This is a genomic window from Pseudomonas monteilii (genome assembly GCA_001534745.1).
Taxonomy (GTDB): Bacteria; Pseudomonadota; Gammaproteobacteria; order Pseudomonadales; family Pseudomonadaceae; genus Aquipseudomonas; species Aquipseudomonas alabamensis.
Genome location: CP013997.1, coordinates 3,666,650 through 3,680,644, shown reverse-complemented (window position 1 = coordinate 3,680,644; position 13,995 = coordinate 3,666,650). Strand labels below are relative to the sequence as shown.

At 68.1% G+C, this 13,995-nt stretch carries 12 protein-coding genes; 3 read left to right on the top strand and 9 right to left on the bottom strand.

The genetic code is table 11. The features are described 5' to 3' along the window. Window positions 1-49 precede the first annotated feature (49 nt). From APT63_15685 to APT63_15650, 8 genes are all read right to left on the bottom strand, one after another. Window positions 50-1,165, bottom strand: a complete 1,116-nt coding sequence (locus APT63_15685; protein AMA46940.1) for a succinylglutamate desuccinylase — start codon at window positions 1,163-1,165, stop codon at window positions 50-52. A gap of 88 nt (window positions 1,166-1,253) precedes the next feature. After that, window positions 1,254-2,912, bottom strand: coding sequence for an ATP-dependent DNA ligase (locus APT63_15680; protein AMA46939.1), 1,659 nt, complete (start codon window positions 2,910-2,912; stop codon window positions 1,254-1,256). Continuing rightward, a complete protein-coding gene (locus tag APT63_15675) occupies window positions 2,909-3,928 on the bottom strand; it encodes a DNA ligase-associated DEXH box helicase (protein ID AMA46938.1) in 1,020 nt (339 codons plus the stop codon). The genes APT63_15680 and APT63_15675 overlap by 4 nt, the downstream gene beginning before the upstream one ends. A gap of 150 nt (window positions 3,929-4,078) precedes the next feature. Then, window positions 4,079-6,520, bottom strand: coding sequence for an acyl-homoserine lactone acylase subunit beta (locus APT63_15670; protein ID AMA46937.1), 2,442 nt, complete (start codon window positions 6,518-6,520; stop codon window positions 4,079-4,081). An 82-nt stretch (window positions 6,521-6,602) separates the two neighbouring features. Then, on the bottom strand, window positions 6,603-6,806 hold the full coding sequence (locus APT63_15665; protein ID AMA46936.1) for a zinc chelation protein SecC: 204 nt from the start codon (window positions 6,804-6,806) through the stop codon (window positions 6,603-6,605). Window positions 6,807-6,811: 5 nt separating this feature from the next. Next, entirely contained in the window at window positions 6,812-7,288 is a 477-nt protein-coding gene (locus tag APT63_15660) for a hypothetical protein (protein AMA46935.1), read from the bottom strand. Between the two features lies 1 nt (window position 7,289). Beyond that, entirely contained in the window at window positions 7,290-7,766 is a 477-nt protein-coding gene (locus APT63_15655; protein ID AMA46934.1) for a hypothetical protein, read from the bottom strand. A gap of 130 nt (window positions 7,767-7,896) precedes the next feature. Then, entirely contained in the window at window positions 7,897-8,391 is a 495-nt protein-coding gene (locus APT63_15650) for a hypothetical protein (GenBank protein ID AMA46933.1), read from the bottom strand. A 191-nt stretch (window positions 8,392-8,582) separates the two neighbouring features. Here APT63_15650 and APT63_15645 point away from each other — a divergent pair, with 191 nt between their 5' ends. After that, entirely contained in the window at window positions 8,583-8,849 is a 267-nt protein-coding gene (locus APT63_15645) for a hypothetical protein (protein AMA46932.1), read from the top strand. Between the two features lie 30 nt (window positions 8,850-8,879). On the opposite strand, the gene APT63_15640 is transcribed toward APT63_15645, so the two are convergent. Next, on the bottom strand, window positions 8,880-9,344 hold the full coding sequence (locus tag APT63_15640; protein ID AMA46931.1) for a hypothetical protein: 465 nt from the start codon (window positions 9,342-9,344) through the stop codon (window positions 8,880-8,882). Between the two features lie 97 nt (window positions 9,345-9,441). Here APT63_15640 and APT63_15635 point away from each other — a divergent pair, with 97 nt between their 5' ends. Next, entirely contained in the window at window positions 9,442-11,586 is a 2,145-nt protein-coding gene (locus APT63_15635; protein AMA46930.1) for an ATP-dependent DNA helicase DinG, read from the top strand. Window positions 11,587-11,664: 78 nt separating this feature from the next. Continuing rightward, window positions 11,665-13,911 carry a beta-agarase gene (locus APT63_15630; GenBank protein ID AMA46929.1) on the top strand — a complete coding sequence of 749 codons (2,247 nt, stop codon included), beginning with the start codon at window positions 11,665-11,667 and terminating at the stop codon, window positions 13,909-13,911. The last annotated feature ends 84 nt before the right edge of the window (window positions 13,912-13,995 follow it).

The window sequence follows — 13,995 nt, the reverse complement described above, 5'->3', positions numbered from 1 at the left end:
GGAGGGTGTGCTCTACAGACCGCCGCCAGGCCCGGTTGGTTTTACTCGCTCAAGGCGCCAGCAGGTAGCCTGAGCGACAGAGACGTTCGCCTGCCACATGGGCGATGGCCATGCCGTGGGTGGCCAGGCGGCGGCCGCTGCGCGCGTAGAGCAGGCCTGCCTGCTGCGTGTGGATGGGCGTGACGCGATCGTCGAGCGGATCGATGACCTCGGCGACCACCTGGCCGGCCTCCAGGTATTGCCCTGGCTTGGCCCGGAACACCAGCAGGCCGCCATGCGGCGCCACCAGCAATTCCACGGCCGCCAGGGGGGTCGCCGGACGTGGCGGCGCGGGCGGTGGCGGTGCCTGGCCTGCCAGGGCGCCCCTGAATGTCAGGTAGTCGAGGATCGCCTGGCAGTCCCGTTCAGCCAGCCCATGGCTGACATCCGCCTGCCCGCGCAACTCGAGGGTCACCGAAACGCTGCCCGTGGGGATCGGAAAACGCCTGGCGAACCGTTGCTGCAGCTGCAACCACAGCAGGCTGAAACATTCATCGAACGACTGACCGCCCGAGTCGGTGGCCAGCAGGCTGGCCTGGGCGCCCAGATAGCCGGCCAGGGGTTCGATCTGTGGCCAGGCCTCGGGCGTGGTGTAGAGGTGCTCGACTGCCTCGAAATCGCAGTGCAGGTCGAGGATCAGGTCGGCGTCGCAGGCCAGGCGCTGCAGGGTCAGGCGTTGGGCCTGCAACGGGGTGTGGGCCGGATGGGCCAGCAGGTTGCGCCGCAGGTGGTCGCGGATCAGCTCCTGGTTCAGCTCCGGGTCCTGGCCGAGCAGGCCTTCGACCTGGTCGCCGATCGTGTCGGACAGGTCGACGAAGTGCCGGTTGAAGTTTTCGCCGCTGTGCAACTCGAAGCGCCCCAGCGGTGCATCGAGCACGACCTGCTCCAGGCCCGCCGGGTTGGCGACCGGCACCAGGACGATCTCGTGCCGCAGTTGCCCTTCGGCTTCCAGCGCGGCCAATCGATGCTTGAGGTGCCAGGCCACCAGCATGCCGGGCAGTTCGTCGGCGTGCAGCGAGGCCTGGATGTAGACCTTGCCGCCGGTGCTCGGGCCGTAGTGAAAGCTGTGCAGTTGACGGACGCTGCCGGGCGTGGGCCCGAGCAGGTCATGGATCATGTGGCGCATGGGACTCCTGGATCGACGAGAGAGAGGCACTGGAAGGAGCATACACTCACAGGACGGACGATCGTGCAGCATGGACCGCCCTGCGCGCTCAGGCCAGCAGGTCCTGCAGGGTCGCCAGGTCGTCGGCCTCGTCCACCGGTTTGTCGTGGCGCCAGCGCAGCATGCGCGGGAAGCGCACGGCGATGCCGCTCTTGTGGCGCTTGGACAGGGCGATGCCCTCGAACCCCAGCTCGAACACCAAGGTTGGTGTCACGCTGCGCACCGGGCCGAAGGTGTCGACGGTGGTCTTGCGCACGATGGCGTCGACCTTGCGCATTTCGGCATCGGTCAGCCCCGAGTAGGCCTTGGCGAAAGGCACCAGGGTACGGTCCGGCGAACCGGGCGGGCCGTCCCAGACCGCGAAGGTGTAGTCGCTGTAGAGGCTGGCGCGGCGTCCATGGCCTCGTTGTGCGTAGATCAGCACGGCGTCCACGCTGAACGGGTCGATCTTCCACTTCCACCACAGGCCCATGTCCTTGGTGCGCCCGACGCCGTACAGCGCTTCACGCTGCTTGAGCATCAGCCCTTCGACGCCCAGGGCCCGTGACTGCTCGCGCTGCTGGGCAAGATCGGCCCAGTCCTTGCCCGTGAGCAGCGGCGAGAGCAGCACCGGTGCCGAGGGGTGGTGCTCGACCAGGTGTTCGAGCTGGGCGCGTCGTACGTGCTGAGGGCGCGTGCGCCAGTCTTCGCCTTCCCATTCGAGCAGGTCGTAGGCTTGCAGCACCACCGGGGCATCGGCCAACAGTTTCTTGCCCAGGGTCTTGCGCCCTAATCGCTGCTGCAGGAGGGCAAAGGGCTGGACCGCCGCTTCCTGCCCGGCGTCGGGCGCTTTCCAGACCAGGATTTCGCCATCGAGCACGACGCCGTCGGGCAGGCTGTCGACCAGGCTGTGCAGTTCCGGAAAGCGGTCGGTGACCAGCTCTTCGCCGCGTGACCAGATCCACAACTGGCCGTCACGCTTGACCACCTGGGCGCGGATGCCGTCCCACTTCCATTCGGCCTGCCAGTCGCCGGTCGGCCCGAGCAGTGCATCGAACTGCTCGGTGGGCGCTTGCAGGGCGTGAGCCAGGAAGAACGGGTAGGGTTGTCCACCGCGCTGGGCATGCTCGTCCGCCGACTCCGGGGCGATCAGCTTCTGGTAGCTGGCCGCCGTCGGCCGATGGGACAGGTCGGTGTAGCCCACCAGGCGCTGGGCGACGCGCTTGGCGTCCAGCCCGGCCAGTTGCGCGAGGGCGCGGGTGACCAGCAGCTTCGACACCCCGACCCGGAAGCTGCCGGTGATCAGCTTGAGGCAGAGCATCAGGCTGGGCCGGTCCAGGCGTGCCCACAGCGCCGGCAGTTGCTCCTTGATCTGCTCGGGCGCCTGACCACGCAGCGGCAGCAGGTGCACTTCGACCCAGTGCGCCAGGTCCTCGTCACTGGTCTGCTCGGACGACGGCAATAGCAGCGAGATGGCTTCGGCCAGGTCGCCCACCGACTGGTAGCTTTCCTCGAACAACCATTCAGGCAAGCCCGTCAGCTCGATGGTCAGTTCGCGCAGCAGGCGCGTGGGCACCAGTTGCCGAGGGCGGCCGCCGGCCAGGAAATACACGGCCCAGGCCGCTTCATGGGGCGCCGCCTCGGCAAAATAGTCCTGCAACGCACGAAGCTTGGCGTTGCTGGAGGTGGTGGCGTCCAGGCGCAGGTAAAGCTCGGCGAAGGCCTTCATGTCGGGGTCTCCGGGGTGGCCTGGGCATCGTCTTCGTCGCCGTATTCGGTGACGAACGCTCGTGCGTCGAGCCCCAGCTCGTTGAGGTAACGCACCAGCACGCCGACCGAGCCGTGGGTGACCATCACCCGCTCTGCGCCAGTCTGCTCAATGGCCCACAGCAGCCCCGGCCAGTCGGCATGGTCGGACAGCACGAAGCCCCGGTCCACGCCGCGCCGCCGACGGGTGCCGCGCAGCAGCATCCAGCCGCTGGCGAAGGCGTCGCTGTAGTCGCCGAAGCGTTTCATCCAGCTGCTGCCCGAGGCCGAGGGCGGCGCCATGATCAAGGCCTCGCGCATCATCGGGTCGTTGCGCGGTACATCGCCGGCGTACACCGTCGGTGGCAAGGCCACACCGGCCTCACGGTAAACCCGGTTGAGCGGCTCCACGGCGCCGTGCACCAGGATCGGCCCGATCCCGGCGTCCAGCCCATGGAGGATGCGCTGGGCCTTGCCGAAGGCGTAGCTGAACAGCACGCTGGCCTTGCCCTGTTCGCGGTTGGCGCGCCACCAGGCGTTGATCTCGGCGAACACCTCGGCCTGCGACGGCCAGCGGTAGATGGGCAGGCCGAAGGTCGACTCGGTGATGAAGGTATGGCAGCGCACCGGTTCGAACGGGGTGCAGGTGCCGTCCGGCTCGACCTTGTAGTCGCCCGAAGCCACCCAGACTTCACCCTGGTATTCCAGGCGTACCTGGGCCGACCCCAGCACGTGTCCGGCCGGGTGGAAACTCAGGGTCACGCCGTGGTGATCGAGGCGTTGCCCATAGGGCAAGGTCTGCAGGCGAATGTCCTCGCCCAGCCGGCTGCGCAGCACGCCCGCGCCGGGTTCGGCGGTCAGGTAATGGGTATTGCCCGGTCGGGAGTGGTCGCCGTGGCCATGGGTGATGACCGCGCGCTCCACCGGGCGCCAGGGATCGATGTAGAAATCACCGGGCGGGCAGTACAACCCTTCGGGGCGGGCGATGACGAGGTCCATGGGCAGGCCACTGGCAGGGGAGTTACAAGGTAGGAGTCGTGCCCTGCCGGGGAGTTCGAGGGGATTGGGGGTGGCCCGGTCGCGACATGACCGGGCGCGTGGACAGAGGGTCGGGACACCGGCTTGCGCAGGGTCCCGACCCGGTCGCGGCTAGCGCTCGGGGACCAGGCTCAGGCGCTGGCTGCCATACCCCTGGGTGAAGTGCTGCGGCTGCAGCGGCAAGGTGGTGAAGCGGCCTGCGAACCAGTCCTGGAGGCCGTCGTTCGCGCGGGCGCTGGCCGAGTGGCCGGACGGGCCGGTGCTGGTCAGCACGCGTAGCGGCTCGGCCTGGCCGAAATCGACGATCAGGCGTACCGACGGTGGCAATTGCGTGTCGAAATCGCGGCCCCAGGCGTAGGGCGTGAGCGCCAGGGTGCTGAAGTCGCCACCGGCAGCACGCGCGGGGCGCGCCACGCCATCGCCCAACCCCTGCCAGGTCGGCATCGGCCAGTGGTAGGCATGCAGGCGGCCCCATTGCCAGGTGCGCGGATCGTTGCCCAGTTGCGCCCGGCCGGCCTCCATCGCGGCCGCCAGGCTGCGCGCCAGAATGGTCGGTTTGTCTTCGTGCTGCGGGGTCGAACGGTCGTCCCAGAACGGGCTGTCGTCACGCCCCAGCAGATGGTCGGCCTGGGCCGAGTAGGACAGCCGCGCATTGGCGACGAAGGTCTGCCAGGCCTCGCCCGACTCCGGGCCCAGCTCGTCGAGGAACGTCTGCCGGGCGACCTGGTGCAGGAACAGCGCGTACAGGGCCGCGTCCGCCGACTGGGCGCTCAGGCGACCGTCGAAAGCCTTGAGGCGAGCCAGAGCCTGACGGGCAAGGTCGCGTTGCGCCGCAGGCAGGGCGTCGATGGCCTGTGGCAGCGCCGAGGCCATGCCGGGTGCATCGAGCATCTGCTTGAGCTTGCCGGCCAGGGGCGTGAGCTGATCGTTCTGCATGGCCGCCAGGCTGCGCGCATCATGACGCCCGGTGCCGATCAGTTGCGCCAGGCGTTCGGCGCGCTCGGGGTAGTCCCAGGTGTTGGACAGCTGCATGCCATAGCCGCGCGCCAGGCTGCGCTGGTTGGCGTGGCCGATCCAGCCACTGGCAGGGTCCTGGTCATAGGGATGCAGCATCGCGTCGGCATAGCCATCCCAGTCGTAACGTCCGTCCCAGCCCGGCGAGGGCAGCAGGCCCTGCCCGTCACGCCGGTTCGGGTAGCGGCCGGTGACCTGCCAGCCGATGTGCTGGGCGTCGGCGAAGACCAGGTTGAGCGCGGCGGCGCCAATGGCGCGTGCGCTGTCGGACGCGCGCTCCAGGGTGCTGGCGCGGGTCAGGTCGAACAGTGCATCCAGGCTGCGATCGCCCTGCAGCGTCGGCATCTGCAAGGCCAGGCCGAGGGCCTCGTTGCCCGGTTGCCCGAGCAGCGTGCCATGCCGCGTTTCGTACAGGACCTCGCGCTGCGGGCGCTGGCCACGGACCAGGAACGTTTCGGTACGTCCGCGTGCGGGCTGCCATTTGCCGTCGGCCAGGTAGGTCAGCTGGTTGCCCTGGCGCCGCAGTTTCTCCAGGTAGAGGTCCTGGTTGTCGGCCATCACCGCGCTGCTGCTCCAGGCCAGCTTGCCGTTGAAGCCGGCCAGGATCAGCGGCAACCCCGGCAGGGTCAGGCCGGCGGCCTGGTATTTGCCCGTGTGGATCTGCACCGGGGACAACGCCCAGGCCGCACGGCTGTCGCTGGCGAGCAGGCTGCGGCCGCTCTGGCTGCGCTGCGGGCCCAGGACCCAGCTCGCCGAGCCTGGACTGCCCAGCAGGTCGAAGGCCGCCAACCGCTGGCTGGCGGCATTCAGCGCACCGAGCCCTGGCAACCCGCGGGTCAGGTCCAGGCCCTGGAGCTTGGCCGCCTCGGCCTCGGGCAGCGGTTCGTCTGCGGCGCTGGGCAACAGCCAGGCCAGCCGATCGACGCCGACCCGTTGCGCCAGGGTCAGGCCGGCAAGCTCTTCCTGCAGGTTCACCGACTGGCTGAAGGCGTAGAGGCTGAACAGCAAGGCCGAGTCTTCGGGTTTCCAGTAGTCGGGTCGATAGCCGGCCTTGGCCAGGTTGCCCGGCAGGGCGTCGCGGAAGCGGAACAGGTAGGCGTTGACGCCCCGGGCATAGACCTCGAAGAAGCGCTTCAGGCGCGGCGAGGCGTCGGCGTACAGCTGGTCGGCGCTGCGCCGCAGGTTGGCGGCGCGCATCAAGCGGTCGGTGTCCAGGGCCTGCGGACCTTCCAGCTCGGCCAACCGCCCCTGCGCCAGCAGGCGCAGGGTGATCATCTGCTCGATACGGTCTACGGCGTGCAGGTAGCCGAGGCTGAACAGCGCGTCGTGGAACGTGCTGCTCTCGATCAACGGCATGCCCTGGGGATTGCGCCGCACCGAGACGTTCTGGGCTAGGCCCTTGAGTGGCTGTACGCCTGCGCTCGGGGGCAAGGTGGACTGCTGGGACACTGTCTGACAGCCGGCCAGGCCGAGCACGCCGCAAAGCATCGCCGCCGCACGCAGGCGTGGGCGCGAGGAAGGAAAACGAAGGACGGCCATGGCCAGGCTCCTGAAAGAGAAAGGGGACGAGCTATGCGCTGCAAGCCGAAACGGACGGTCCGGCTTGCAGCGTGCAGTCAACTCAAGCCCCGTGGCACTTCTTGAATTTCTTCTCGCTGCCGCAGGGGCACGGGTCGTTGCGGCCTACGTCCTTCAGCGCGTTGCGCACCGGCTCTTGCGGGGCGTGGTTGCAGTGCGGGCCATGCACGTGGCCGTGGTCATGGTCGTGATGATGGTCATGATCGTGGTTGCAGTCAGGGCCGTGAACATGGGGTTGCTGGGTCATTGCGGTTACTCCGGTTTGAGATCACCGGGCATTATCTCACCCCTGCGCGACAAGTGCAGGTCGTGCCAGAAGAATAATCCGCTGGCCACGTCCACCTCCAGCTGGTACGGCAACGGCTCGTGGCGCTTGAGCAGGCGGGCCAGGGGGCGCAGCTGCTTCCACAGGTTGGTCCGTGCGGTGATCTGGAAGGTCCGTTGCTCATGCGCCCCGACGCTGCGCCACAGGCTTTCGTCGGCGTCCACCAGCAGCAGGCCGCCCAGGCGCACCGAGTAGTCCAGGTGACGAATGAACAGACGGCTGTCGTTCGGGTTGACCACGCGCACGTACAGCACGAATTCCTGCTGGTGCAGGCCCGCCTTGACCTTGCGCACCTTCAACAAGTGCAGTTCAGGTTCTTGCCAGGTATCCGCCCCCCAGCTCACGCAGCCGCTGAGCAGCGCCAGGACGATCCCGAGTGTCAGCGCACGCAAGAGGGCGCTCATCTCACTGCTCCAGGTAACTGGAACAGCACTTCTTGAACTTCTGCCCGCTGGCGCAGGGGCAGGGGTCGTTGCGCCCGGCCTTGAGGCCGACGGTCGGGTCGAGGAAGTACCAGCGACCTGCCTGCTGGACGAAGGCCGAGCGCTCACGGTGCTGGTGGTCGCCCGAGGCGTCGTGCCAGCGAGCGGTGAAGGTGACGAAGGCATGCTCGGGCTGGCCGCCGAACACTTCGGCGTCTTCCACCTCCAGGCCCAACCAGGTGCTCTCGGCGCTCCACGCCGCGATGCCGGCGCGATCCAGGGCATCGCGCTGCACCGGCAGGGTCGTCTCCACCAGGTAGTCGACCAGGCCCAGCACGTAGGCGCTGTAGCGCGAGCGCATCAACGATTGCGCATCCGGCGCGGGGGTGCCGGCGTGCAGGTGGCCGCAGCAGGCGTCGAGCAGGTTGCCACTGCCGCAGGGGCAGACCGCGACGCTCATCGCCCGCCCTCGATGGGCAGGCAGGCGGGCAGGGCAGGTGTGGATGCATTCATGGAAGGCCTCGGGAGTCAGGGGCGGGCAGAAGACAGTGTCAGCGACAGACTCCCGGACCGCAAGCGGGTACGCAGGGTCACCACCAATACTTGCCGAACATCTCCGGGTTGGCCCAGAACCGGGCATTGAGCCAGTCCGGCACCTGCTTGTAGTCGTGCAGGTCATAGGTGAACAGGCTCAGCACCTGCGCCTCGCGGCGAAACCGTTCGCTTTCAGACAGGGCCAGGGCGAAGAAGTCCGTGGCGTGCCAGCCGCAGGCGGCCAGGTCCGCCAGCACGGCCACGCGGCTGGCGTTGAGGTTGCGGATGCCGCCCAGCAATTGCAGGCCCTCGCGCTTGGGCAGGTGTTCCAGGCACTCGACCAGCACGGCCAGGTCGAAGCGCGCGGCTGCCAGGGCGCTCGGCAGCGGTCCGGGCGGTGCGATGTCGATCTGTACGTGTGGATGCGCCTCGACGAAGGCGTCGAGCGCTGGAAAGCGGCTGCCGACCAGCAGCAGACGCTGCGGTGAAACCCGCTCGAGCAGGGCCGCCAGGGCCTGTTGGGGCGTTCGTTGGGAAAATCCGTCGCGCATGGCCGGTCCTCGTGCTGAAGCGGCAAGAGTAAGGGGTTGCAGGCATCCGGCATAGGGGCAGGTGAGTGCGTCGCCAGGGCTCGGCTGGCGGGAGACAGGCTGCGGGGCTTTACTGCATGCGGTAAGGTCGGGCGGGCCAAGGGGCGCCGCTGCCGGCCTCTGCATCGATGATCGAATCAAGGGAGGCGAACATGGGCGTCGTGACCGCCGTGGGCAAGCTGCTGACCATCGCGTTCTGGTGGGTGGTGCTGTGGAACGTACTGATGCCTGCTGCCAGGCCCTTCAACCTGCTGATCGCCGCAGCCGGGTGCCTGCTGCTGGGCCTGCACGTGCTGGAGATGCTGTGGTTCAACGCCAGCCTGCGTGGGCGTCGTCACCGCGTGTTCGACCGTCTGCAGATCCTGCTGACGGGGATCTTCCACATCGTCTCCATGTCTCGTCGCCGCACGGTCGACTGATCGGCCCGGGCGCTTGCCGGGCAGGACCGGTCACCAGGACAGCTGCCACAGGGCCACGCTGGCCACGGCCACGCCGATGAGCAGGCAGGCCCCGACCATTCGTCGGATCCTGGCCAGTACCCAGGCGCCGGTCGCCCAGTCCTGCACCGCGAGCGCTGCGTCCAGTTCCGGACCTAGTAGTGAGCGGATGCGCAGGCACAGGGCGAAGCTGGCGATGGCACCCCCGATCATTACCTGGACCGGGCGTGGCGCCGTGTCCAGGGTCAGGCCGCTGGCGTGCATCAGGCTGACGCCGCTGGCCGAGAGAATCACCAGTACCAGCCAGATCGCTCCGAAACGCTGTCGGAAAAGGTCGCCCCAGCGCTGCAGGTGCGCCGGCCGATGGACGGTCGCGACCGGCTCCAGGCGTAGCGCCCACCACAGGTAGCCCAGCCCGCACAGCCAGATCGCGGTGGCGGCGGCGTGCAGCAGGTTGGGCAGGGCAAGGGCAGTCATGTGGATCTCCGGGGGGCAATCGACGCGCGAGCCGGGTATGATAGCGGCCCATGCGAAACACTGAAAATCCATACAGCCCTCCGGGCGCGCCCAGATCATGATCAGTACCGAACTCAAGAGCACCATCCAGGGCGCCTATTCGCGTTTCCTCGAGGCCAAGAGCCTGCGTCCCCGTTATGGCCAGCGGCTGATGATCGCCGAAGTGGCCAAGGTCCTCGGCGACATCCCCTGCGACGACGAAGGGCGGCGGTCCGGTGAGCCGGCCGTGGTCGCGGTCGAGGCAGGCACCGGTACCGGCAAGACCGTCGCCTACAGCCTGGCGGCCATTCCGGCGGCCAAGGCAGCCGGCAAGCGCCTGGTGATCGCCACCGCCACCGTGGCCCTGCAGGAGCAGATCGTCTTCAAGGACCTGCCCGACCTGATGCGCAACAGCGGGCTGAACTTCAGCTTCGCCTTGGCCAAGGGCCGTGGCCGCTACCTGTGCCTGTCCAAGCTCGACCTGCTGCTGCAGGAAGGCAACGCCCATTCGGCCACCGCGCAGCTGTTCGAGGAGGAGGGCTTTCACATCGAGGTCGACGAGGCCAGCCAGAAGCTCTTCAATACCATGATCGAGCGCCTGGCCGGCAACCGCTGGGATGGCGACCGCGACAGCTGGCCCGAGGCCGTGGACGACCAGGCCTGGGCCCGGCTGACCACCGATCATGGCCAGTGCACCGGCCGACACTGTCCGAATTTCCAGCAGTGCGTGTTCTACAAAGCCCGCGAAGGCATGGGCAAGGTGGACGTCATCGTCACCAACCACGACATGGTCTTGGCCGACCTGGCGCTGGGCGGCGGTGCCGTGCTGCCCGATCCGCGCGACACGGTCTATGTGTTCGACGAGGGCCATCACCTGCCGGACAAGGCCATCGGCCACTTCGCCCATTATTCGCGCCTGCGTTCCACCGCCGACTGGCTGGAGCAGACCGCCAAGAACCTCACCAAGCTGCTGGCCCAGCACCCGCTACCGGGCGACCTGGGCCGGCTGATCGAGCAGGTGCCGGAACTGGCGCGGGCCCTGCGCACCCAGCAGCAGTTCATGTTCACCCTGTGCGAGCAGATCGCCGATTTCCGCCCTGGCGAGGACGTCGAAGGCCGCGAGCGGCCGCGTTATCGCTTCGAGGGCGGGGTGGTGCCCGACGCCATGCGCGAGGCGGGCCTGGAACTGAAGAAAGGTTTCGGCCAGCTGAACGACCTGTTCACTCGTCTGGCCGACCTGCTCAAGGAAGGCATGGACGGCGAGAAGAACATCGGCATCGCCAGCCACCAGGCCGAGGAGTGGTACCCGCTGTTCGGCACCCTGGTGACCCGTGCCCAGGGCAACTGGGAACTGTGGGGCGCGTTCACCGCCGAAGACCCGGAAGACAACCCGCCCATGGCGCGCTGGCTGACCTTGGTCGAAGGCGGTGCCTTGTTCGACATCGAGGTCAACGCCAGCCCGATCCTGGCTGCCGACATGCTGCGCCGCAGCTTGTGGAACGTGGCCCATGGCGCGCTGGTGACCTCGGCGACGCTGACCGCGCTGGGCAAGTTCGACCGCTTCCGCATGCGTTCCGGCGTGCCCCGCGATGCGGTCACCTGCGTGGTGCCCAGCCCGTTCCACCATGCCGATGCCGGTGTGCTGCGGGTGCCCGACCTGCGGGCCGACCCGCGCGACGTGCCCGCGCACACCGCTGCCATCATCCGCGACCTGCCCGACCTGGTCGAAGGCTCGCGCGGCTCGCTGGTGCTGTTCTCCTCGCGCAAGCAGATGCAGGACGTGTTCGACGGGCTGGACCGCGACTGGCGCAAGGTCGTGCTGATTCAGGGCAACCTGTCCAAGCAGGAAACCCTCAACAAGCACAAGGCCCGGGTCGACGACGGCCAGTCCAGCGTGCTGTTCGGGCTGGCCAGTTTCGCCGAGGGCGTCGACCTGCCTGGCGCCTATTGCGAGCACGTGGTGATCGCCAAGATCCCGTTCGCCGTACCGGACGATCCGGTGGAGGCGGCCCTGGCCGAGTGGATCGAGGCGCGGGGCGGCAATCCGTTCATGGAGATCGCCGTGCCGGATGCCTCGCTGCGTCTGATCCAGGCGTGCGGTCGACTGCTGCGGACCGAACAGGACCGCGGCACCATCACCTTGCTGGACCGGCGCGTGGTCACCCAGCGCTACGGAAAGGCTATCCTCAATGCGTTGCCGCCTTTCCGGCGGGAGATTGGCTGAACCCTCGACGTCAGGCGCCACGGCCGGCTGACCCAGGCCCCATTCAGGGGCCTTGCGCTTTCAAGGAGAACCTGCGTCATGATCCGTTACCTGATGGCCACCGCGTTGAGCGCGGCGTTGGCTTCCCCTGCCTGGGCCGCGCAGCAGACGCTGTTCAGCTTCGTGCGCCCGGCGTCGGTAGTGGCGGTCACGACGGGCGACGCTGGATTGCCGCAGTCCAATGCCGAGCAGACCATCGCCGGCGAAGTCTTGCGGCGGGTGGTCTTCAATCCGGCGCCTAGCCCCTGGTTGCGCCTGGCGCCCCAGGAGGGCGTCTGGGACTGGTCGGCCCAGCGAGCGGTGAGCCTGCGCCTGCAAAGCGGCATGGACTGGGCCCTGACCGTCGAGGTGACGGTGCAGGACACGGCCGGACAGCGCCTGACCAGTCGCATCGACCTGCCGGCCGGCCCTGCCCAGACGGTCTGGATCCCCTTGCAGGCCCATGGGCCGCTGAGCGAGGGCATGCGCGCCGGCCCCCCCATGCCCTGGATACAGGAAGGCCAACGCCTGCTGGTCACGGCCAGCAGTGGCGGGGTCGACCTGGCGCAGGTGGCGTCGATCACCTTGAGCATTCCACGACCGGCCGTGGCGCAAAGCCTGCTGATCGAAAAGGTGGCGGTGCAGGACGATGCCCAGGCCATCGAGGCGGCGTATGCCAACCTGATAGACGGGTATGGGCAGGCCAACCGTGGACGCTGGCCAGACAAGGTCGAGAACGATACGCAACTCAAGACGGGGGCCGAGCGCGAGCGGCAGCGCGTGCAGGCGGCGTTGCAGGCCCGAAGCCAGCAAGCGCTGGATACCTACGGCGGCGTCAGTGGCGGTCAGGCGTTCGAGGCCACCGGGTTCTTCCGCACGGAGAAGCGCGATGGACACTGGTACCTGGTCACGCCGGAAGGTCATCCGTTCTTTTCGTTGGGCGTCAATGCCGTGGCTCGCGACGGCGGGCGCACGTACGTGGCAGGTCGGGAACGCATGTTCAGCCAGCTGCCGGGCGAGGGCGAGCCTCTGGCCGCTTTCTATGGTGAAGGCAACAACGATGACGGCAATGCCTCCTCGCAAGGCCGCGGCTACAAGCAAGGGCGCTGGTTCGACTTCTACGCCGCCAACCTGGCGCGTACCGTGACGGCCGACTGCGCGGCTCCGGTCGCCACGCCTGAGGCGGCCTGCCCACCTGCGCAGGTCGATGCGTCACGCTGGCAGGCCCAGACGCTGGATCGGCTCCAGGCCTGGGGCTTCAATACCCTGGGCAACTGGAGCGACCCGGCGCTCGGCCAGGCGGCACGGGTGCCCTATACGCTGCCTTTGTCGATCGTCGGCGACTACGCCAGCATCAGCACCGGCATGGACTGGTGGGGGCGCATGCCCGATCCGTTCGACCCGCGCTTTGCCATGGCCACCGAACGCGCCGTGGCCATCGCGGCGCGAGATCACCGCGACGACCCGTGGCTGATCGGCTACTTCGCCGACAACGAGCTGGCCTGGGCAGCGCCGGGCGACGACCCCAGGGCGCGCTATGGCCTGGCCTTCGGCACCCTGCGCCTGACCACCGACGTGCCGGCCAAGCGCGCGTTTCTCAAGCAGCTGCGCGACAAGTACCGCAACCAGGAAGGGCTGTCGAAAGCCTGGGGTATCCAGTTGCCGGCCTGGGAGCTGATGGAAGACCCCGGCTTCGAAGCCCCCTTGCCCGACCCGGCGCACCCGGAGATCGAGCGCGACTACCAGCACTTCCAGGCAGTGTTCGCCCAGACCTATTTCAAGACCATCGCCGACGCACTGGATTGGCATGCCCCCAATCACCTGCTGCTCGGTGGGCGTTTCGCGGTCAGCACGCCCGAGGCGGTGCAGGCCTGCGCCGAGTTCTGCGACGTGCTGAGCTTCAACTTCTACACCCTCAAGCCCGAGGACGGTTACGACTTCGCGCGCCTGGCCGAGCTGGACAAGCCCGTGCTGGTGTCGGAGTTCCAGTTCGGTTCACGCGACCGCGGTCCGTTCTGGCCCGGGCCGGTGGAAGTGCCCCGTGAGGAAGCCCGCGGGCCGGCCTACGCCGCGTTCATCGACGCCGCGCTGGCGCAGCCGTTGATCGTGGGGGCGCACTGGTTCCAGTACCTCGATCAACCGGCGAGCGGGCGCCTGCTCGATGGCGAGAACGGTCACCTGGGCCTGGTGGCAATCACCGATGTGCCCTGGTCAGGGTTCGTCGAGGCGGTGAGCAAGAGCCATGCACGGGCCATGACGGCCTTGCGTGAGCAGGTGAAGGTCGCGGCGCCCGCCCAGGTGCCCTGACGCCCGCATGCCTGGCCTGACACTCCACTTCGCGGGATGGCGAGCGCAGGGGCTCGTCTTTTCCTCGCGAGCGTGGTGTATGCA

Coding starts and splice junctions, on each gene's coding strand:
- APT63_15685 (AMA46940.1), bottom strand. CDS start 1,165: ATGCGCCACATGATCCATGACCTGCTCGGGCCCACGCCCGGCAGCGTC.
- APT63_15645 (AMA46932.1), top strand. CDS start 8,583: ATGGGCGTCGTGACCGCCGTGGGCAAGCTGCTGACCATCGCGTTCTGG.
- APT63_15650 (AMA46933.1), bottom strand. CDS start 8,391: ATGCGCGACGGATTTTCCCAACGAACGCCCCAACAGGCCCTGGCGGCC.
- APT63_15660 (AMA46935.1), bottom strand. CDS start 7,288: ATGAGCGCCCTCTTGCGTGCGCTGACACTCGGGATCGTCCTGGCGCTG.
- APT63_15635 (AMA46930.1), top strand. CDS start 9,442: ATGATCAGTACCGAACTCAAGAGCACCATCCAGGGCGCCTATTCGCGT.
- APT63_15680 (AMA46939.1), bottom strand. CDS start 2,912: ATGAAGGCCTTCGCCGAGCTTTACCTGCGCCTGGACGCCACCACCTCC.
- APT63_15670 (AMA46937.1), bottom strand. CDS start 6,520: ATGGCCGTCCTTCGTTTTCCTTCCTCGCGCCCACGCCTGCGTGCGGCG.
- APT63_15665 (AMA46936.1), bottom strand. CDS start 6,806: ATGACCCAGCAACCCCATGTTCACGGCCCTGACTGCAACCACGATCAT.
- APT63_15640 (AMA46931.1), bottom strand. CDS start 9,344: ATGACTGCCCTTGCCCTGCCCAACCTGCTGCACGCCGCCGCCACCGCG.
- APT63_15675 (AMA46938.1), bottom strand. CDS start 3,928: ATGGACCTCGTCATCGCCCGCCCCGAAGGGTTGTACTGCCCGCCCGGT.
- APT63_15630 (AMA46929.1), top strand. CDS start 11,665: ATGATCCGTTACCTGATGGCCACCGCGTTGAGCGCGGCGTTGGCTTCC.
- APT63_15655 (AMA46934.1), bottom strand. CDS start 7,766: ATGAGCGTCGCGGTCTGCCCCTGCGGCAGTGGCAACCTGCTCGACGCC.